This window comes from Maricaulis sp. CAU 1757 (assembly GCF_054482675.1).
Genome location: NZ_JBTLRI010000002.1, coordinates 283,872 through 304,089 on the forward strand (window position 1 = coordinate 283,872; position 20,218 = coordinate 304,089).

Annotated in this window: 15 protein-coding genes; 6 read left to right on the plus strand and 9 right to left on the minus strand. The window is 64.0% G+C overall.

The window, feature by feature from the left end:
* From sufD to ACXYMR_RS07660, 5 genes are all read left to right on the plus strand, one after another.
* The coding region (gene sufD / locus ACXYMR_RS07640; RefSeq protein WP_458942240.1) for a Fe-S cluster assembly protein SufD at positions 1-976 on the plus strand (976 nt) is incomplete at its 5' end.
* Complete coding sequence (locus ACXYMR_RS07645; RefSeq protein ID WP_458942242.1) at positions 973-2,214, plus strand: cysteine desulfurase; 1,242 nt, start codon at positions 973-975, stop codon at positions 2,212-2,214. The genes sufD and ACXYMR_RS07645, both read left to right, overlap by 4 nt.
* Before the next feature lie 8 nt (positions 2,215-2,222).
* On the plus strand, positions 2,223-2,669 hold the full coding sequence (locus ACXYMR_RS07650) for an SUF system Fe-S cluster assembly protein (protein ID WP_458942243.1): 447 nt from the start codon (positions 2,223-2,225) through the stop codon (positions 2,667-2,669).
* 9 nt (positions 2,670-2,678) lie between these two features.
* Positions 2,679-3,038, plus strand: a complete 360-nt coding sequence (locus ACXYMR_RS07655; protein WP_458942245.1) for a HesB/IscA family protein — start codon at positions 2,679-2,681, stop codon at positions 3,036-3,038.
* A gap of 4 nt (positions 3,039-3,042) precedes the next feature.
* The gene (locus ACXYMR_RS07660; protein WP_458942246.1) at positions 3,043-3,633 is read left to right on the plus strand and encodes a glutathione S-transferase N-terminal domain-containing protein; all 591 of its coding nucleotides are present in this window, start codon (positions 3,043-3,045) and stop codon (positions 3,631-3,633) included.
* Positions 3,634-3,652: 19 nt separating this feature from the next.
* On the opposite strand, the gene ACXYMR_RS07665 is transcribed toward ACXYMR_RS07660, so the two are convergent.
* From ACXYMR_RS07665 to ACXYMR_RS07680, 4 genes are all read right to left on the minus strand, one after another.
* Positions 3,653-4,702: a GGDEF domain-containing protein gene (locus ACXYMR_RS07665; RefSeq protein WP_458942248.1), complete on the minus strand. Its 1,050-nt coding sequence runs from the start codon at positions 4,700-4,702 to the stop codon at positions 3,653-3,655.
* 179 nt (positions 4,703-4,881) lie between these two features.
* Positions 4,882-6,378, minus strand: a complete 1,497-nt coding sequence (locus tag ACXYMR_RS07670; RefSeq protein WP_458942250.1) for a DEAD/DEAH box helicase — start codon at positions 6,376-6,378, stop codon at positions 4,882-4,884.
* A 114-nt stretch (positions 6,379-6,492) separates the two neighbouring features.
* Positions 6,493-7,764: an amidohydrolase family protein gene (locus ACXYMR_RS07675; protein WP_458942251.1), complete on the minus strand. Its 1,272-nt coding sequence runs from the start codon at positions 7,762-7,764 to the stop codon at positions 6,493-6,495.
* Positions 7,761-9,197, minus strand: coding sequence for an amidohydrolase (locus ACXYMR_RS07680; protein ID WP_458942253.1), 1,437 nt, complete (start codon positions 9,195-9,197; stop codon positions 7,761-7,763). Before ACXYMR_RS07680 ends, ACXYMR_RS07675 begins: the two co-directional genes overlap by 4 nt.
* Positions 9,198-9,399: 202 nt before the next feature.
* On the opposite strand from ACXYMR_RS07680, the gene ACXYMR_RS07685 reads away from it, so the two are divergent.
* The gene (locus ACXYMR_RS07685) at positions 9,400-10,797 is read left to right on the plus strand and encodes a mechanosensitive ion channel family protein (RefSeq protein WP_458942255.1); all 1,398 of its coding nucleotides are present in this window, start codon (positions 9,400-9,402) and stop codon (positions 10,795-10,797) included.
* A gap of 6 nt (positions 10,798-10,803) precedes the next feature.
* Here ACXYMR_RS07685 and ACXYMR_RS07690 read toward each other — a convergent pair whose 3' ends face one another.
* The 5 genes from ACXYMR_RS07690 to glnA form a co-directional block, all read right to left on the minus strand.
* Positions 10,804-12,624 (minus strand): HWE histidine kinase domain-containing protein, encoded by a 1,821-nt coding sequence (locus ACXYMR_RS07690; RefSeq protein ID WP_458942257.1) that lies wholly within the window; start codon positions 12,622-12,624, stop codon positions 10,804-10,806.
* A gap of 99 nt (positions 12,625-12,723) precedes the next feature.
* Complete coding sequence (gene parE, locus ACXYMR_RS07695) at positions 12,724-14,745, minus strand: DNA topoisomerase IV subunit B (RefSeq protein WP_458942258.1); 2,022 nt, start codon at positions 14,743-14,745, stop codon at positions 12,724-12,726.
* A 38-nt stretch (positions 14,746-14,783) separates the two neighbouring features.
* Positions 14,784-15,389, minus strand: a complete 606-nt coding sequence (locus ACXYMR_RS07700) for a transglycosylase SLT domain-containing protein (protein WP_458942260.1) — start codon at positions 15,387-15,389, stop codon at positions 14,784-14,786.
* Between the two features lie 68 nt (positions 15,390-15,457).
* A complete protein-coding gene (locus tag ACXYMR_RS07705) occupies positions 15,458-18,631 on the minus strand; it encodes an autotransporter family protein (protein ID WP_458942261.1) in 3,174 nt (1,057 codons plus the stop codon).
* Between the two features lie 168 nt (positions 18,632-18,799).
* A complete protein-coding gene (gene glnA / locus ACXYMR_RS07710) occupies positions 18,800-20,203 on the minus strand; it encodes a type I glutamate--ammonia ligase (protein WP_458942263.1) in 1,404 nt (467 codons plus the stop codon).
* Positions 20,204-20,218: the final 15 nt, after the last annotated feature.

The following is a 20,218-nucleotide window of genomic DNA, read 5'->3' on the forward strand; positions in this document are numbered from 1 at the left end:
CCCCTCCCCCCCCCCCCCCCCCCGGGCCGTCCTCGAACGCGGCCTGCCGACGCGCCGAGCCGAAGCCTGGAAATGGTCCGACCTTCGGCGAGCGACGCAGGACATCTCAACGCGCGGTGAGGCGGGTTTCGTTCTTGACGGCATGCCGGCGCCTGCAGCGGTCACCCTGACCGATGGCGGCGCTCACGCGCTCGACCTCACCGCGACGGCGGGCGTGTCGGTTGCGGCGATCGAGATTCAGGTGCCGGCCGGGGCCAGCGCGCGCATCGTGGAGCGTCAGGCCCTCGAGGCCGGCGCCTTCGCCACCGTACGCATCGAGTACACGCTGGGCGAGGGCGCTTCCCTGGAGCGCGTGGTGCTGCCGGAAACGCCGGATGACGCGGTGGCGGCGATCCGGACGAGGCTGGTGCTGGCGCCGGGGGCACGGCTCAACCAGACCACGCTGTCCTTCGGAGGCAAGCTGTCACGGCAGGAAACGCATGTGACGCATCCCGGCGAGGGCGCCGAGGTGTCTCTCGGCGGGGTCTACCTGCTTGCCGAGGGGCGGCAGGCCGACTTCACTTCGACGGTCACCCATACCGGCCCGGGCGGCGTCACCCGACAGCTGGTCAAGGGCGCCGCCATGGCGCACGCGCGCGGCGTGTTCCAAGGCAAGTTCGCGGTCGAGCGGGCGGCGCAGCAGACCGATGCGCGCATGACGCACCGGGCGCTGATGCTGGACGAGCGGGCCGAGATCGATGCCAAGCCGGAACTCGAGATTTATGCCGACGACGTCCAGTGCGCCCACGGCAATGCGCTTGGAACACTTGATGAAACGGCCCTTTTCTACATGCGGCAGAGAGGCCTGCCGGAAGCCAAGGCGCGGGCCCTGCTGATCGAGAGCTATCTGGCTGAACCGCTCGATGCGGTGCGTGACGCGGACCTCCGCGACACGCTCAAGGCCTTGCTGCGCGACCGCCTGGAGGCGCTCACATGACCATTCAGTCGAAGATCGAAACGCCGTTGGACATCGCCGCAATTCGGGCCGAGTTTCCGATCCTGCAGCGTGAGATCAACGGCAATCCGCTGGTCTATCTGGACAGCGCGGCCTCGGCGCAGAAGCCGGAATTCGTGATCGAGAGCGTCGCCGGGGTATACCGGGCGTCCTACGCTAATGTGCATCGTGGCCTGCATACGCTGGCCAATGAGACGACCGAGGCATTCGAACTGGCGCGCGACGATGTTCGGCGCTTTCTAAATGCCCGGTCGACCCGCGAGATCGTGTTCACGCGCGGCACCACAGAGGCGGTGAACCTGCTGTCCCACAGTTTCGGCCAGCTGTTGAAAGAAGGCGACGAGATCATCCTGTCGCAGATGGAGCACCATTCCAATATCGTGCCCTGGCGCCTGCTGGCGGACCGCAAGGGCCTGATCCTCCGCTGGACACGTGTGACCGATACCGGCGAGCTGGATTATCAACACTTGGCAGATTTGATCGGCGACCGAACCAAGCTGGTCGCCATCAGCCACATGTCCAACGTGCTGGGCACCATCAATGACGCCAAACGGATCGTTGAACTGGCACATGCGGCAGATGTCCCGGTGATGCTCGACGGGTCGCAGTCTGCGGTCCACCTCCCGGTCGACCTGCAGGACATCGATTGTGACTTCTTCGCCTTCACGGGGCACAAGCTGTACGGCCCGTCCGGAGTGGGCGTGTTCTACGCCAAGGGCGACTGGCTGGAGCGCCTGCCGCCCTTCCTCGGCGGTGGCGAGATGATCTCGGAAGTCACCGAAGATGCAGTCACTTTCGCCGATGTGCCGCACAAGTTCGAAGCCGGAACCCCGGCCATTGCCGATGTCATCGGGCTGGGCGCGGCCATCCGTTGGCTGGAACGCCATGACCGCATGGCCATCCTTGAGCACGAACGTGCCCTGATGGACCGGGCCATGGCCGGGTTGGCAGAAATCGAGGGGCTGCGCGTGATCGGTACCGCCCAGGACAAGGGCGCCATCATTTCCTTCGACATAGAGGGTGCCCACGCGCATGACATTGCCCAGATCCTCGACAAGTACGGCGTCGCGGTGCGAGCCGGGCATCATTGCGCCCAGCCGCTGATGGCCCGCATGGGGGTCAACTCCACCGCGCGCGCCAGCTTCGCTGTTTACAACACGCTCGACGAGGCTGACGCCTTCGTCGACGCATTGAAAAAGGCCCGCAGCTTCCTCATCTAGGGGCTGAGATGACAGATATGACCGAGATGACCGAACGCAAAGAGCGCGACCTGATCGACCTCACCGCCCCGCTGGCGCCTGCCAATCCGGCGCCGGAGGTGGTCGAGGACGCAGCACCCAAACCGGCCAGCGCCATTCCGGCTGACGAGCTCGCGCGCATCACCGATGACGTGGTAACGGCGCTCAAGTCTGTCTACGACCCGGAAATCCCGGTGGATATCTATGAGCTAGGCCTGATCTACAAGGTCGATCTCGAAGACGACCGGACGCTCAAGGTCGACATGTCGCTGACCGCGCCGGGTTGCCCGGTAGCCGGCGAAATGCCGGGCTGGGTCAAGGATGCGGTCGAGACCGTCGAGGGCGTCGAGCGCGCCGAGGTCACGCTGACCTTCGAACCTCCGTGGACGCCGGACCGGATGTCGGACGAGGCCCGCCTTGCCCTCAACATGTTCTAGGATAAAGCCATGAGTGCCAGACCCAGACCCAAGGCCGTGACCCTGACCGACGCTGCGGCAGCGCGCGTCAAGTCGATCATGGACAAGCGTGGCGCCGGATTCCTGCGCGTCGGCGTCAAGAATGGCGGCTGTGCCGGCATGGAATACGAGATGGACTATGTCGAGGCCCCCGGGGCGCTTGATGAGCGGGTCGAGGACAAGGGCGTCGAGATCGTGCTGGAGTCCAAGGCCCTGCTGTTCCTGCTCGGCACCCAGATCGATTACGAGACCACGGCCCTGCATTCCAAGTTCGTGTTCAACAATCCCAACCAGACCGATGCATGTGGATGCGGGGAGAGCGTGACCATCGTTCCGGTCCGCGAGGGCTGACGTCATGAAGCTCATCCTCTCCACCACGTCCCCGTACTCGCGCAAATGCCGGATCCTGGTGCGTGAGACTGGGCTCCTGGACCTGGTTGACGAGGTTGAGTCGCATCCGTTCGAGGATGACGAGGAATTGCTGCGCGCCAATCCGCTGGGCCGGGTACCGTGCCTGGTACTGGATGATGGCGAGGCACTGACCGAAAGCGGCCTGATCGCCGACTACCTGATGGAGCAGGCCGGAAATCCCTGGCCTCGTGACCTGGCGGACAAGCGCCTGGAAGCGCTCGGCAGCGGACTTCTGGACCTTGCCGTGGCGCGGCGCGTCGAGATGGTCCGCGACGAGGATATCCAGTCCGATTACTGGATACAGCGCCGCGAGCGCGCCATCATGCGTGCCGTTGATCAGCTGGAGACAATTGTCGACGAGGTGGATGACTGGATGGCGCTGGGCCCGCTGACCATGGCGGTGGCCCTGTCCTACCTGGACTTCCGTTTCCCCGAGAGCGGCTGGCGTGACAACCGGCCGAAGCTGGCCCGGCTGGTCGGCAAATGGTCAGAGCGGCCGAGTTTCATTGAAACCCGACCACCGGCATCCAGCTAGAATTCGGATCATGATCGGATCAGGCGGCGTTGCGTTGCTTGGCCTTGCCGTCACCTGTGGTGCGATTGCGACCTTCAGTCTTCGACTTGTAAAGGTACGAATCGGAGCGTTCGATCAGCTCTTCCACGGATTCCCGACCATCAAAGACGGCGACCCCGAGCGACAGGGTGATATTGCCAAGATCCTCATTGGTTGATTTGCGCAAGAGTTTCTTGGACTGGACGGTGCGACGGATTTTCTCGCTGATCTGCTCGGCGGTCATCACATCCGTGTTGGGCATGACAATTCCGAACTCCTCGCCGCCATAACGCGCCACCAGGTGATCGTCGGCGGCGTGACGGGTCAGGCAGCCGGCGACGAAGCGGATGATCTGGTCACCGGTCTGGTGGCCCCAAGTGTCATTGAAGCGCTTGAAGTGATCGATGTCGCACAGGACCAGGCTGAGGGGCTTGCCGGTATTCTCGGCGTCGCGGCGGGCGCGACGCAGGCTTTCGTCAAAACGCTTGCGGTTGGCGATACCGGTGAGGGCGTCGGTCATTGCCTCTTCGCGGACCTTCTCCAGATTGGAACGCAACTGGGTGACCTCGTTGGAGGTCTGCTGCAGGCGTTCCTCGAGATCCTGGCTGCGCTTCTGCATGCGCGCCGTGGCGGAAACGAGGGATTCGACGAGTGATTTCATGCCGTCGGCATCGGGAGCCGATCTCAGTGTGGTGCTGGCACCGGAGAGAGCCTCGCCATAGGCGGCCGTGTCGCGTTCAGCGGCTTCCAGCGTTTCCTTGACCGCGCCAAGCTGGCGGCACATGGCGCCACCGCTGTCCATGATCGCGTCATGGACCGCCTTCCACTGGAAATATTGCTCAAACAGGTCGGCATTGACGGTTTCGGTGAATTCGGCACCGGTCTCGATCAGCCCGCGCAGGCTGTCGCACAGTTCCGGATTGGTTTCGGCGGCGAAACAACTCCACACCGCGTAGTTTTCAGGGGTTGGCGCAATGTCGAATTGCTCCATGAAACCCAGCGCCTTGTGCGCCAGTTCCCGCCCCTCTTTGCCAAACAGTCGACCGTTCACCTGGACACCCTCATACCCTGTCAAACGCCGTTTTGACGTTGCGACAGGAGACACGCTATCCGTGAAACAGAAAGATTGGGTAAAAGCGAGTTCGTTTTTCGCGCACCCCGCGAAATCTTTTGCTGCTGATTGCGCGCGAAGGTTGAGGTCGGGGTCCGATGCGGACCCCGACCGCTGGATCAGCTGGATTGCATGAAATCCGGTACGTGGTCGCCGAAACCGACGACCTGCTGTCCGTCACGTCCGCGCCGATTGTCCGAGCGGGCCGGCTTGGCGGATTCGGCAGCCTGGGACGGGGTGTGCCCCGGATCTCTGGGCTTGCGGTTGCGATCGGATTTCGGCTTCTCGGCCTTGGGCTTGTCCGACGTGGGCTTGTCTGCCGCCGATGGGGCCTCCGCCGGGGTTTCGGCTTTTGCTGGTGCCGATTTCGGCGCCCCGTCTTGCTCGGAGGAGTCGGCTGCGACCTTGCGGCCGCCGCGGGCAGGGCGCTTGCGTGGCTTGCTGGCGGCGCTGTCGGAAGTTTCGGCTTTACCGCCGCTGTCACCGGACAGGCCGTCCAGCTTGAGTTCCTCGACGTCCTGCTTGATCAGGCTGAGGACGGCGGCGAGGGACTTGTCGTCGCCCGGCGTGACGAAGGTGACGGCCTCTCCGCTCTTGCCGGCGCGGCCGGTACGACCGATCCGGTGGACATAATCGTCGGCATGATGGGGCACGTCATAGTTGAAAACGTGGCTGACATCGGGAATGTCGAGACCGCGGGCGGCGACATCGCTGGCGACCAGGAAACGCAGCGTATCCGACTTGAAGTCGTTGAGCGTCTTGGTGCGGGCGGACTGGTCGAGATCGCCGTGGATCGGCGCGGCGGAAAAACCGTGGCGCTGCAGTGAGCGGGCGACCAGGTCGACGTCACGCTTGCGGTTTGAGAAGATGATGCCGTTCTTGACCCCGTCGCGGTTCATCGCGGCCCGCAGGGCGGCGCGCTTGTCCTTGGCGGTATTGGTCTTCAGGTGCACCAGGTACTGCTTGATATTGGCCCCGGTGGTTGCCGGGCGGGCCACTTCCACGCGCACCGGATCGGTCAGGAAGCGGTCGACCAGGCTCTTGATCTCCTTCGGCATGGTGGCCGAGAAGAACAGGACCTGACGGCGCGGCGGCACCATGTTGAAGATGCGTTCGAGATCCGGGATGAAGCCCATGTCCAGCATGCGGTCGGCTTCGTCGACAATGAGGAACTGGACGCCGGTCATCAGGATCTTGCCGCGCTCGAAATGGTCGAGCAGGCGACCGGGCGTGGCAATCAGCACGTCGGCGCCGCGGTTGAGAATCTCTTCCTGGGGCTTGAAGGCCACGCCGCCGATCAGCAGCGCCATGGTCAGCTTCTGGCCCTTGGAATAGGTCTCGAAATTTTCCGCCACCTGGGCCGCCAGCTCTCGTGTCGGCGCAATGATCAGGGAGCGTGGCATGCGGGCGCGCGCCCGGCCGCGCGACAGGCGCTCGATCAGGGGCAGGGTGAAGGAAGCCGTCTTGCCGGTCCCCGTCTGGGCGATGCCAAGCACATCCCGCCCGGCCAGTGCCGGCGGGATGGCCCCGGCCTGAATCGGTGTCGGCTCGGTGTAGCCGGCGTCATTGATGGCATCGAGCAGTTTCGGGCTTAGGCCCAGTTCAGCGAACGTCATGGCGTCCTTGTGTTTAAACAACAAGCAACACGGCCGCGCCGTTGGGGCGCGGCCGCTCAAGTGGGCGCAAAATACGGCCCCGGCGCGCCAAGTCAACGCACCGGGGCTGATTGGCTAGTCGCGATAGGCGAATGGCGTCCCATCCGTGATATTGCGGTAACGGTTTGCGAGCCGGGTCTGGCGTGATTCCATCGAGGTCGGTTGACCATCGATGAGCATAGCCACGGCGCCCGTCATGACTTCCAGCGGGTCGCCGTCCCAGACTACCACATCTCCGACATAGCCAGGTGCCAGGGCGCCATAGCGGTCACCCACACCATAGACCTGTGCCGGGGTAAGCGAGATCGAGCGGAAGGCCTCGTCCCAGCCGACGCCGCGGGCCACCGCATTGCCGGCGTGCTGGGCCAGCAGGCGGGCCTGGAAATAGCCGTCCGCGGTACGCGTGGTGTAAGCCACGGTAACGCCGGCCTCGTGCAGGCGCCGGGCGTTCTCCAGGCTGGACGCGATGGCGTCGAAGGAGGACGGCAGGTCTTCCAGGGGGTCGATCAGGACCGGCACTCCGGCCTCGGCCAGTGCGTCTGCCTCAAGCCAGGCTTCCGCGCCGCCCTCGATGATGATCTGCGCCGGGGCATGTTCCTGCTGGAAGCGCAGGGCCCGGCGGATGTCGGCCGCGCGGTTCAGGTGCAGCACCAGCGGGACCCTGCCGCGAGCCACAGGAACCAAGGCCGCCGCGTCGACGCGGTTGAGCGCGTCGCCCCGTTCCACACCGGCGAAGCGACCCGGATAGCCCCGCGCGTCATTCATGGCGGCGTCGAGGAAAGCCCAGGCGGCCGGACGCGATCCGCCGGCCGTTCCGGCACCCGATTCGCTCAGGTCGGCATAGACAAACATACCGCCCTGGATCAGCGAATCGGACTCGCCGGTGGTGCTGACCAGCGCACCCTGGCCAGCAAAGATATTGTGCCCGGTCGAGGGATAGATCGCGGCTCGCGTGATGCCTTCGATGCGGGTCGCGGCAATGTGCGTGCCCGCCGGATTGAAGCCGTCGGCGACGTCAAGGCTGACAGAGTAGGGCGAGTCCTCCGCCGCATTGTCGCGGGTCGAGCTTTCCAGTCCCACTTCGATGAGGCCGATCTGGGCATAAGCGGCGAACAGTCCCGGCGTGATCCAGCCGCCATCGGCGTCGATGATCTCGGCCTCTTCGGGAATGACCACATTCGCGCCGACCGCGACTATGGTGCCGTCGCGCACGAGCACCGTTCCGTTATCGACACGACCGCTGGTGGTGTTGGTGATGACCTGACCATTGGTCACGGCATAGGTCTGGGCAGCCAGGGGTGCGGTGAACATGGCTCCCAGCGCCAGAGCGGAAATCAGATGTCTCATTGGTCATCTCCCTGTCCGGGCTGGCCGATCATGAAGTCACGGCGGGGTTGCTGGCTGGAATCGCGTCGATCGAAAGCCAAAGCGCCGTCGACCCAGACCTGGTCGGCGAGCGTGTAGGTCGAGAACGGATTGCCCGACCACAACACCACGTCGGCGCGCAGGCCCTCGGCGAGAGCTCCGGTCTGGTCGTCAATGCCGAGCGCGCGGGCCGGGTTGGACGAAACCCAGGACCAGGCTTCCGCCTCGGAGATCTCGAGACCCAAACGTTGGCCGTCGGCAAGCGCCTTGGCGATTTCCTGGTTGAGGCGCTGGATGCCGTTGGCATCATCAGAGTGGATCATGGCGCAGGCCCCGTTTGCGTGCGTCAGGGCAAGGTTCTCGCGAACCGAGTCATAGGCTTCCATCTTGAAGCCGCCCCAGTCCGCCCAGACGGCCGCGCACACGTCGTGCTCGGCCAGCAGATCGGGGACCTTGTACGCTTCGACCGCGTGATGGAAGGTCGAGACCTGATAGCCAAACTCCTCTGACATATCGAGGATCTGGGCCATCTGGTCGGCGCGGTAGCAGTGCATCTGGACGCGGATATCGCCTTCCAGAACACCCATGAGCGTATCCAGTTCGAGGTCGCGGGTTGGCGGCGAGGCGTCTTCGTCACCGTCCTCGGCGGCCTCCCAGTACTCGTGCCAGTCATCGCGGTAGTCGGAAGCTTCCTGCCAGGCGGCGCGGTAGCCGGCCATATTGCCCATGTCGGTCGCCGGAGACTGGCCGCGGCCGCCATAGACGCGCGACGGATTCTCGCCGCAGGCCATCTTGAGCGTGTAGGGGGCGCCCGGGAATTTCATTTCCTGGACCGTGCGACCGGCGACATTGCGCAGGGTGATGCCGCGGCCGCCGAACAGATTGGCCGAGCCCGGCAGCACATGCAGCGTCGTCACGCCACCGGCAATGGCCAGGTCGAAGCCCGGATCCTGGGGCCAGACGCTGTGCTCCACCCAGACTTCCGCGGTCACCGGTTGGGTTGCCTCGTTGCCGTCGGAGTGGGCCCGCACGCCTGGGGAGGGGTAGGCGCCCAGGTGGGAGTGAATGTCGATGATGCCCGGGGTCACGTAACGTCCGGTTCCGTCGATCACCGTGGCGTCTTCGGGCGCTTCAAGGCCGCTGCCGACCGCCTGGATCCGGCCATCGGCCATCAGCAAGTCACCGCTTTCGATGACATTGCCGCGACCGTCGAGCACGGTGGCGCCCTGGATCAGGGTGACCTCGCTTGGTCGCGGCGTATACGTGGACGGATAGGGATCGGTATCGTGACGGACGACGCGATCTTCGCCGGTATCCCCGTCTGCCGATTCGGCGCTCTCGGAATTGCGATCGCAGCCAGCCAGTCCAAGCCCCACGCAGAGCAGGGCGGCTGGCATCCAGGCCTTTGATTTCATGATTTGGACTTCCCCTTCTGGCACCTGCGGACGCACCTGACAGGCGAATTTGCTGATTGAACGCGCTTCACTGCCGGGCGTCAAATGCAAGGGCCGGGATTGGCTGAACCTTGCGGATTTGTCATGAAGCGAGCCGCCTTGAGGTCTACAGGTAAGCGACGGTAAGCTGGCCCGAAGCGGATTGGCCAAAGGATTTCGGCACATGACCCCATCGCTGCGGCTGACACTGCCCGCCGTCATTCTCGTCCTGTCCCTTCTCAGCCTTGCGTCAGTTGAGGCTCAGCCGCCCGGCGGAGACAATCCGGATCCGCTCGAGGCGCGCGAGATCGAGCGCCTCTCAACCCCGGAACAGGACGCCGAACTGGCCGAGCGTATCCGCGGGATATTCGCCGAAATTGACAGTCTCACCAATGTCGAGGTCGCGGTCGCCGAGGGCGTGGTGACGCTCAGCGGTGAGGTGCCGACAGAAGTCGCGATTGCCCGGGCGGAGCGCCTGGCCAGTCGGCTGGCTGGCGTGGTGACGGTTGAGAACGAGCTCGAGCGGGCGCTCGACGTCGAGAGCAGTGTTTCGCCTGTGATCGACAATATGGCGGCCAATTTCAACCGCATCGTCCGGGCCTGGCCGGTCTATCTGATCGCCCTGGCGGTGTTCGTCATCATTGCCGGGACCGGCTTCTTGCTGGCTTCGGTAGACAGGCTCTGGGGGCGACTGGCGCCCAACCCGTTTATCGCCAGCTTGTTGCAGCAACTTGTCCGGGTTTTCTTCTTCACCATCGGCATCGTCACCGCCCTGAGCATGCTGGGCGCAGTCGCTCTGCTCGGCACGCTGGCGGGAGGCGCGGGACTGGTCGGGATCGCCATTGGCTTTGCGGTTCGTGACAGCATCGAGAATTACATTGCTTCCATCATGTTGTCGTTGCGCCAGCCGTTCCGCGCCAATGAGCATGTCGTCATCAACGAGCATGAGGGGAAGGTGGTGCGCCTCACCTCTCGGGCGACCATTCTCATGACATTGCAGGGCAATCATCTGCGCATCCCCAATGCGGACGTGTTCAAGGCGGTCATCCTCAATTACAGCCGCAATCCTGAGCGACGCTTCGATTTCGTGCTTGGCGTGGATGCCGAAGACGACCCGATCGAGGCCATTGATGTCGGTCTGGCGGCGATGGGAAAGCTGGATTTCGTGCTCGCCGAACCGGAGCCCGGAGCCATCATCGAGGAAGTCGGCGACAGCAATATCGTGCTGCGTTTCTCCGGTTGGATCGATCAGGACAAGAGCGATTTTCACAAGGCCCGCAGCCTGGCGATCCGTGCCACCAAACTGGTGCTCGAGGAGGAAGGCTTCTCGCTTCCCGAGCCGATTTACCGCCTGCGCATCGATGAAGTGCCGGATCTGGGGCTGGGAGCAACGGGGCAGGTGCGACCCGTTTCGCCCCAGCCCGCAGTCGGTCAGGAGCGGCCCAAACGGCGCCGCCGCGCAAAGGCAACGGACGCGGCCTTCGATGTGGCACCCGAGACGCATATCGAAGAAAAGGTCGAAACCGAACGGCGGTCAAAGGAGAACCAAGACCTGCTCGATGATGAGAGACCGGTTGAATAAATCTATTTAAGTTTCTGAATTTTCAAAAAGCAACATCAGGGTATCAAGCACGTCCTCACGGTTGAACGGCTTGGACAGGACCGGCGCGGACCGGTGCTGGCGGGGCAGGGCATCACGGCCATATCCCGTGGCAAAGGCGAATGGTATGCCGCGCGCGGCCAGTGCATCGGCGACCCCGTCGACCGGGTGGCCGTGCAGATTGGCATCCAGCAGGGCGACATCGCCGTGTCCGGAGCGTGCCAGTTCCAGCGCGCTGGCAATGTCTGAGGCGGACCCGGTGACGGTCATGCCGGCTTCACTGACCACGCCTTCCAGGTCGAGCAGGACGATGGCCTCGTCCTCGAACAGGAGGACGCGCAGGCCGGGCAGGCTGGTCTCATCGCTGGAACGGGACGCCGACCGTGGTTTCAGGTCGGCGGGGGCGAGGGCAAACTCGCCTTCCGGGGTCAGTGGCAGGTCGAGCTGGCAGGTTACACCTTCGGGATTGAAATGGAGCTGGGCATCGCCGCCTTTGCCGCGCAGGCCTTGCTCGATCAGCACGCTGCCGAAACCGCGCCTTTCGGGCTGCCGCACCGTCGGGCCGCCGGTTTCGCGCCAGGTCAGCGACAGGCGGGGCGGTTTCACGTCATCGACCGACCAGGTAACTTGCACGCGGCCCTCGGCGCTCGACAGGGCCCCATACTTGCGAGCATTGGCACCCAGTTCATGGAGCACCAGAGACAGGCTGATGGAATGCTGGGGGCCGATTTCGAATTCCGGGCCGTCCAGGGTGATGCGGTTGTGCTCATCGTCGCGCAAGGCGAGCTGGCCGGTGACCAGGTCGCTGAAGCGCACACCGCGCCAGTTTGAACGCGTGAGAAGCGAGTGGGCCGCCGCGAGGGCTTCCACGCGGCCGGTAAAGCTGGTGACGAAGTCATCCGGGGTGGCGGCGTGGTGCAGGGTCTGGCGGGCCACCGACTGGACCACGGCAAGTGTGTTCTTCACCCTGTGGCTGAGCTCGTGCAGGAGCAGGCGCTGCTCGTCCTCGGCCCGTTTTAGGTCGGAGATGTCGATCAGCATGTTGACGGCACCACGCAGGCTGCCGTCGGCATTGAACAGGGGCGTCGGGTAGGCCAGGAAGGGCGCTTCGCTGCCATCGGGCCGTACCGCAACGGCCTCGGCCCCACGCAGCGGCCTCTGTTCGCGCAGGGCAACTCCCATCGGGCAGTCTTCGAAGGCCAGATCCTCACCGTCGGGCGTGCGAAGTTTTTCAGTGACGCACCAGCGATCATCGCCGAGCCTCGGTTGCTTGCCGGCGAAGTCCGAAGCAGCCTCGTTGAAGAAGGTGAGGTTGCCATCGGCATCAGTCGTGTACACCGCTGCTGGAAGCGCGTTCAGTATCTCTTTGAATACCTGTCGTTCTTCGGCCATCTGAGAGCGCGCATTCTCGAGCTCCGTGATGTCCTGGAAGCAATTGACCGCCCCGACCAGCTCGCCCTTGTCATCGTGTAGGGGGTCGATATTGACCAGCGCGATGATGCGCGTGCCATCCGGGCGCTCGATGACTACGCGTTCATCGCGAAAGGGCCTATCCGTGGCCAGTGCCTTGGCCATCGGGGTGTCTGCATGCGGCAACGGGCTGCCGTCCAGCGTGTAGAGCCGATGCGAACCGCAGAAGCGCTCATCGGGCTCGTTGGTAGCCGGCTTTCGGCCCCAGAGTTCACCGGCCTTGGCGTTGAACTCCATGATGTGCCCGTTGGCGTCGCATGCATAGACGCCCACCGGCAGCACATCCGCCCAGGCATGCGGGCGCTCGCCCGGATTCATATGGCTGTAGATATAGTTCATGCCATCCCCCAATGGTCAGCACGGCTCTCTACTCGTTGGAGCGTATCCTACTCCAAATTCGGGGGAAGCAAACGGCCAGTCAGCGGGATGGCTAACGAGTTACAGATCAAGGGCGTCGTCATCGAGGAAGGGAGCATTCTCCTGGATGAACTGGAAGCGCGCCTCCGGCTTCTTGCCCATCAGCGTTTCCACCAGGGCTTCCAGGCTCGGCAGGTCGCCTTCCGCAATGGTCACCCGCGCCAGCGTGCGCTTGCCCGGGTCCATCGTGGTTTCCTTGAGCTGGGATGGAGTCATCTCGCCAAGACCCTTGAAGCGGCCGATCTCGACTTTGGCGCTGGCCTTGAACTCATCCTCGAGCAGCTGATCGCGGTGGACTTCGTCGCGAGCATAGAGCGTGCGCCCGCCCTGGGTCAGGCGGTATAGTGGCGGTTGGGCCAGAAACAGGCGGCCGGAATGGATGAGCTCTGGCATCGCCTTGTAGAAAAAGGTGATCAGCAGCGCCGCAATGTGAGCGCCGTCGACATCGGCGTCGGTCATGATGACGATGCGCTCATAGCGCAATTCGTCGAGCTTGAACTTTGACCCCGTGAGAACACCAAGCGCCTGCAGCAGGTCCGAGATCTCTTGGTTGGCGGCAATCTTGTCGGTGCTGGCGGAGGCCACGTTGAGAATCTTGCCGCGCAGCGGCAGGATGGCCTGGGTCTGGCGCGAGCGGGCCTGCTTGGCAGAGCCGCCGGCGGAGTCGCCCTCGACGATAAAGAGTTCGGTCCCTTCCGCGCCGCTGCGCGAACAGTCGGCCAGCTTGCCGGGCAGGCGCAGTCGCCGAGAAGCGGTCTGTCGCTTTACGTTCTTTTCCTTGCGGCGGCGCATGCGGTCGTCGGCCCGCTCTATGGCGAACTCGACCAGCTTGGCCGCTTCCTTGGGCGAGCCGGCGAGCCAGTGGTCGAACTGGTCGCGCACAGCCGTTTCGACCAGGCGCGCCGCGTCAGGTGTGGCCAGCCGATCCTTGGTCTGACCCTGGAACTCCGGTTCCGTGATGAACACCGAGACCAGGGCACCAGCTCCACCCATAACGTCGTCAGGGGTGATCTGGGCCGCCTTCTTGGCATTTGAATGCTCGGCATAGGCGCGCAGGCCCTTGGTCAGCGCCGCGCGCAGACCCTGTTCGTGCGTGCCACCCTGCGGCGTGGGCACGGTGTTGCAGTAGGACTGGCAGAAGCCGTCCGCTTCGCTGCCATAGCCATTGGCCGACCAGGTCACCGCCCACTCGACGCCGCCGCCGCCGTCCTCGCGTTCCACCTTTCCGGAGAAGATTTCCGAGGTGACCAGGGCGCATTTGGCGGACATCTCCGACATCCGGTCCGCGAGGCCCCCGGGAAAGCACAGGATGTCATCGGCGGGCGTCTCGCTGCCCTCAACAAGGCTTTCCGCGCAGCGCCACTGGATCTTGACGCCGCGGCGCAAGAAGGCCTTTGAGCGGGCCATGGCATAGACGCGGGCCGGCTTGACGCGAGCCTTGTCGCCGAAAATCTCGCGATCAGGCAGGAAGCGCAGTTTGGTGCCGCGGCGGTTCGGCGCCGGGCCGACTTTCTCGATCGGTCCGAGCGGCAGACCGCGCGAGTAGGATTGGCGCCAGAGTGTCTTCTCGCGGGCAACTTCCACTTCCAGGACCTCGGACAAGGCGTTGACGACCGAGATGCCGACGCCGTGCAGGCCGCCGGAGGTCTTGTAGGCGCTGTCAGAGAACTTGCCACCGGCATGGAGCACGGTGAGCACAACTTCCAGGGCTGACTTGTCGGGATATTTCGGGTGCGGATCGACCGGGATGCCGCGGCCATTATCGGTCACAGTGATGAAGCCGTCTTCGTCGATCACGACTTCGATGCGGTCGGCCCAGCCTGCCACGGCTTCGTCCATCGAGTTGTCGAGGATTTCGGCGAACAGGTGGTGGTAGGCACGTTCGTCCGTGCCGCCGATATACATGCCGGGGCGGCGGCGCACGGCCTCGAGGCCTTCAAGAACTTCGATGTGGGCGGCTGAATAGCCGGGGGCCGGGGCCTTGGCAGGCGTCGGCGCCGGGGCACCGGAAAAAAGGTCGGTGGGAGACTGCTCAGAAGACATGTGCGCACCATGCACGAGTCGGAGCGCTTATGGGAGATTCAAAGCAGCCAGAATCGCCGTGAGAGGCGGCGTTCGCAGCGCTCGATCTGCTGATCATAGCGACGCGCATCGCGTGCCACTTGGTCCGCCGCACCAAGGAGCCATGAGCGGTTGCGATAGGTGCCGCGATTATAGCCGCCATGACCCTCGTGATAGGTCAGGTAGAGGTCTCGGGCCTGGCTTGGCTCGACGCCGCTGAGGCGGCGGCTCTTGTCAGCGTACCAGCCAATGAAATCGACAGCGTCGGCGAAATCGTCACGATCGGCACCGCGCCGGCCGGTGTCTTCGCGATACCAGTCCCACGTTGAATCGAGGGCCTGGGCATAGCCGTAGGCGCTGGACGGGCGGCCGGCCGGGATAATCCCGAGCAGGCGCCGCCGCGCCGGGCGGGCATTGGCCGTGAAGCTGGACTCGCGGCGCAGGATGGCCAGCTGGACGCCGGGGGGCACGTCCCAGCGCTCCTCGGTGCGGCGCAGGGCACGCCACCACGACCGGTTGTCCTCGAGGATCAGGCAGGCATCCTCGACCTGATCCGGCGGCGGTGTGTGGCCGCAGGCAGCAAGGCCCAGAAGGGCGCAAAACGAAACGAGGCTTGCACGTGTCATACGCGCAAGCCTCGCAGGAGACGGTTAACCGGCGGTTGCCGCAGTCCCGAATGCGTCTGGTCGCCGGCCTAGAAGACCATGCGCATGACCAGCCGGGCCGTGTGACGGATGAAGTCTTCGCGCACGTCCGCATCATAGGCCAGCGAGAAGGTCGAATAGCCAGAACCAGCGGTCAGGCCGAGACCGAAGATGAAGCCGCTGCCCGGGATCTGCTGCGATCGCAGGGTGAAGGTGTCGTCATAGCCGACGAACTGGGCCGTGGTTTCCGTGTCGGCGTCAGTGAATTCGCTGCGGAAACCGACACGGGCGTGCGGCGACCACCAGGACTGGGAATTCTCGAAACGCGCCCCGAAGGTGAGCAGGGCTGAGCTCGACAGGCTCGAGCTGTCGCGTTCGTCGACAGCCAGGTCGATGCCGGCACCGCCGCCGCTCTCCACATAGCTGTCCTCGAACAGGCTGAGATAGTCGATGGTCAGTGCCGGACGCACAAAATAGCGACTGCCGAACTCGAAATTGCGGGCCAGACGGGCCGCGCCGGTAACGTGATAGCCAGACCAGGTGGCGGTCGGATTGGCTTCGAAGTCACCGATCAGGATCGAGCGATTGTGCTCGAAATGGTCGTAGCCAATGCCGCCATAGACGTCGAACAGGAGATTGCCCGGAAGCTCGGCGCCGGCATACAGGCCGAGCTGGCCGGTGAGGGCGGTCATCGGGTCGTCGAAGCCGTCACTCTCCTCGATCTCGCTGGCTGCCCCGGTAAAGTTGAGGCCGACCGAATAGAACGGTCCGATCGGACGGTCGAAGCCGGCGGCGACGCCGATGCCGTAGCCGCGATAGCCTGGCCCGAAGGCGGTGCCGGCACGGTCCGCAAAATAACCGAATTCCTGGATCCACAGGCCGCCGGTCTCGTCCGGGCTGCGCCGAACCGCCTCGAGGCGGTTGGCCAGCGCGCCGATGGCGCTGTCATTGCTGGCCAGTGCGAACTGGATGGCGCTGGACGCATATTCCGGAAGCAGCTGGTCGTAGGCCGTGAAGAACTCGTCCTCGGACATCAGTGAGGCGAAGGCCGCGCCGAGCTCAGCGTTCTGGCGCCAGCCTTCATAAGCCGCATCATAGGCCGCGGCCTGGTTCGAGTTCATGCCCAGCTCGGTCGCATCACGACGCCGAAGTGTCAGGACCAGGGCATTGGAATCATTGGGATCGAAGTCGAGGGACGATTCGTAAAGATAGGGCGCCGACGTATCCTGTAGAATGTCGAGCGTTTCGGCGATCACGAGGTCATTGGCAGTCAGGACAACGAGGCTGGCGCCATCGCCGATCAGGTTGGCCAAGGTTGCCTGAACGCGGGAGCCTTCCTGGAAGGTCACCGTGCCGGTGGCGTCGAGGCGTGCCGCGGCACCGGTATCCTCGTCGATTTGGAAGCGCAGCACCGAACCGTCACGGAAGATCGCCTCGCGGATGGTCGTGTTGGTCTCCGAGCCGACGCGAAGTTCGCCATCGGCGACGTCGATAAGAAGATCGCCGTCGCTGTCATTGAGATTGCCGGAGACGAGGGCGCCGCCCGAAATCATCAGACGGTCGGCGCCGAGACCGAAGTCCAGGTCGCCCCTGATCTCACCGCTTTCAACGAGGAGGGAGTCAGCGCCGCCGCCCATGTAGATGTCACCGCGGATGGCGACGACCCATTCTTCCTCGGCGTCGCTCGCACGGAACTGGCGAATTGTGGCATCGCTATTGCCGCCTCTCAGGTCGATCGCGACGGTTTCGTAGGCGACTGCGTTGGCCGGGTCGGTCGGCGGGGTGTAATTGGCACCGATAAGCCCTGAATTGCTGATGGACGTCAGGGTTCCGGACCGGTCAATGACGACGTAGGAAGAGCCGCCCAGTGTCGCGTTGGCCAACATCTGACCTTCGTTGACCAATTCGGACAGGGCGCCGCCAGCCTCGATAACAAGGCCCTGGGCGATGCCGGCAGTGCCGGACGAGGCGGCCAGCATCAGGCCGGTATTGTGCCAGGTTGGAATGATAGCCCCGTCACCGAGGATGGCCGTGGACGCCGCAGCTTCCCAGCTGGCAGCGCGCAGGTCGCCTTCATTGGTGAAGCCGTCGCTCAAGGTTGCGGTTTGGCCGTCGCGGCCTTCCATGCGGAAGGATGTCGCGGCCACGCCGTCGAGTTCGCCGGAGGCCACAAGCTCGCCGCGATTGACCAGGCTGTAGCCGAGGAACTGTTCGGCACGGCTCTCATCGGCTTCGGTGTTGGGGTCATCGGCAATGGCGGGCAGGACGACCTCGCCGAGAACGATATCACCGGACGATGCGTCGGCGAACACGTGGAAGGTCGGGGCGCTGCCGCGAACGGTGATGTTCGCCGTGGGCTCGGTCGTGTTCACGTCGTTGGGACCGGCGATGTACACGCCATTGCCCACATTGCCGTTGAGCACGATGGCCGACCCGCTCTGGGCCCGGTCCTCGGCATCAAGGGTGTCGCGCATGGATTGCATCGGACGGCCCGGGAAACGGTAGCCGGAGACCAGCATGGAATTGGTGAAGCGTACGCCGCCGCCAACATCGCCGCGGATGCCGACGCCTTCAGATCCTTCGCCCTGCGAGGCCATCGAGCCGCCAATGATGACGTCGCCGGTGACCGGAGCATTGATGTCGACGGCGCGGCTGTTGTTACCGCGAATTGTGAAACGGTTGGAAGCGTTGATGTCGCCGTCAACGCCTGTCAGGACGCGCAGGCCGGCTGAATCATTGCCGACCACGGTGATGGAGCCGCTGGTTGAAAGCAGGATATCACCCGAGAAGACCTGGGTGCCGTCAACCAGAATGGCGACACGGTCGCCGCCATTGGCCAGCGGACCGTCGGTGCGACCGTCGCCGTCATCGTCGACGGCGGCGGTCTCATGGCTCAGGTTGATCGCGCCGTCATTGCGGAAAGTGCCGCTATTGCCGCTGATAATGTGGACGCCGCGGGCGCCGTCATTATCGGAAGTACCATTAATCTCACCGCTATTGGTGACCGAGTTGTCGCTGTTCAGGCGAATGCCGGTTCCGCCGCCTGTGACCGTTACCCGTCCGGTTGACGTAATGACAATGTTGTCGGCTCCGCCGCCCGAACCGGCCGTCGAGGTTTCGATCGGGCCGTTCACCTCGGTGGTGATCTCGCGATCGGCATGGGCGAGAGGGGCAGCGATTGTCATTGAGACAAGGGCGCTGGCGAGCATGAAACGGCGACGCATACGAACTCCTGACAGGATTCCCGACGGGGATTAGCCGATGGATGGCGGAATTAGTAGCGAATGCGGGGCCGCGCGTCGACCGTGCAGATGCGCTGCGCCACAAATGCAGACGGCCGGGCGCAGGCCCGGCCGTCGTGTCAGGAGGTCCGTCAGTGCGGAGGGCCTGCCTCAGCAGGAGTAATACATGTCAAACTCGACCGGGTGAGGATGCATCTCAAAGCGCTGCACCTCTTCCATCTTGAGGTCGATGTAGCTGTCGATCTGGTCGTCATCCATGACCCCGCCCCGTTTCAGGAAAGCCCGGTCCTCGTCGAGCGATTCGAGGGCTTCGCGCAGGGAGCGGCATACAGTCGGGATGTCCTTGAGTTCTTCCGGTGGCAGGTCGTAGAGGTCCTTGTCCATCGGGTCGCCGGGGTCGATGCGGTTCTCGATGCCGTCAAGACCGGCCATGAGCAGGGCGGCGAAGGTCAGATAGGGATTACCCGCCGGATCCGGGAAGCGGGTCTCGAGACGCTTCGCCTTCGGCGAGGACACCCACGGGATGCGGATCGAGGCAGAGCGGTTGCGGGCGGAATAGGCCAGCAGGACCGGTGCCTCGAAGCCGGGAACGAGGCGCTTGTAGCTGTTCGTCGAGGCATTGGCGAAGGCGTTGATGGCGCGGGCGTGCTTGATGATGCCGCCAATGTAATGGAGGCAGGTCTCCGACAGGTCGGCATAACGATCGCCGGAGAACACCGGATTGCCGTCCTTCCAGATCGACTGGTGTACGTGCATGCCCGTGCCGTTGTCGTGCCAGATGGGCTTGGGCATGAAGGTGGCGGACTTGCCATACGCATGTGCGACCATGTGCACGGTGTATTTATACAGCTGCATGCGGTCGGCCATGGTGGTCAGGGTCGAGAAACGCATGCCCAGTTCGTGCTGCGCCGGTGCCACTTCATGGTGGTGTTTTTCCGGCTGCAGGCCCAGCTCCTCCATGACGGCGAGCATTTCCGTGCGCATGTCCTGGCCACTGTCAATCGGATTGACCGGGAAGTAGCCGCCTTTCGGACCGGGCCGGTGACCCTTGTTGCCTCCCTCGAAGCCCGTGCCCGAATTCCACGGGCCTTCCTCGCTGTCGAGCTGGTAGGAGGTGTGCTCCTGCCGGGTGTTCCAGCGCACGTCGTCAAACACGAAGAATTCCGCTTCCGGTCCGATATAGGCCGTGTCGCCGATCCCGGTGGACTTGAGGAAGGCCTCGGCCTTCTTGGCGGTGGTGCGCGGGTCGCGATTATAGGCTTCGCCCGTGCCCGGCTCGAGAATGTCGCACAGGAGCATCAGGGTGGGCTGCTCGTAGAACGGGTCGATCTCGGCATAGGAGGCGTCAGCCTTGAGGACCATGTCGGACTCGTTGATCGCCTTCCAGCCGGCGATCGATGACCCGTCGAACATGATCCCGTCCTCGAAGAAATCCTCGTTCACCTCGTCACGGTGGTAGGTCATGTGCTGCAGCTTGCCGCGCGGGTCAGTAAAGCGCAGATCGACATAGCTGATATCTTCGTCCTTGAGACGTTTGAGGATTTCGTCTGACATGTCCGGCTCCGGTCA

Bases quoted from the DNA above. Each gene is read 5' to 3' on its own strand.
- ACXYMR_RS07645 (WP_458942242.1), top strand. From the start codon at position 973: ATGACCATTCAGTCGAAGATCGAAACGCCGTTGGACATCGCCGCAATT.
- ACXYMR_RS07650 (WP_458942243.1), top strand. From the start codon at position 2,223: ATGACAGATATGACCGAGATGACCGAACGCAAAGAGCGCGACCTGATC.
- ACXYMR_RS07655 (WP_458942245.1), top strand. From the start codon at position 2,679: ATGAGTGCCAGACCCAGACCCAAGGCCGTGACCCTGACCGACGCTGCG.
- ACXYMR_RS07660 (WP_458942246.1), top strand. From the start codon at position 3,043: ATGAAGCTCATCCTCTCCACCACGTCCCCGTACTCGCGCAAATGCCGG.
- ACXYMR_RS07670 (WP_458942250.1), bottom strand. From the start codon at position 6,378: ATGACGTTCGCTGAACTGGGCCTAAGCCCGAAACTGCTCGATGCCATC.
- ACXYMR_RS07675 (WP_458942251.1), bottom strand. From the start codon at position 7,764: ATGAGACATCTGATTTCCGCTCTGGCGCTGGGAGCCATGTTCACCGCA.
- ACXYMR_RS07680 (WP_458942253.1), bottom strand. From the start codon at position 9,197: ATGAAATCAAAGGCCTGGATGCCAGCCGCCCTGCTCTGCGTGGGGCTT.
- ACXYMR_RS07685 (WP_458942255.1), top strand. From the start codon at position 9,400: ATGACCCCATCGCTGCGGCTGACACTGCCCGCCGTCATTCTCGTCCTG.
- ACXYMR_RS07690 (WP_458942257.1), bottom strand. From the start codon at position 12,624: ATGAACTATATCTACAGCCATATGAATCCGGGCGAGCGCCCGCATGCC.
- parE (WP_458942258.1), bottom strand. From the start codon at position 14,745: ATGTCTTCTGAGCAGTCTCCCACCGACCTTTTTTCCGGTGCCCCGGCG.
- ACXYMR_RS07700 (WP_458942260.1), bottom strand. From the start codon at position 15,389: ATGACACGTGCAAGCCTCGTTTCGTTTTGCGCCCTTCTGGGCCTTGCT.
- ACXYMR_RS07705 (WP_458942261.1), bottom strand. From the start codon at position 18,631: ATGCGTCGCCGTTTCATGCTCGCCAGCGCCCTTGTCTCAATGACAATC.
- glnA (WP_458942263.1), bottom strand. From the start codon at position 20,203: ATGTCAGACGAAATCCTCAAACGTCTCAAGGACGAAGATATCAGCTAT.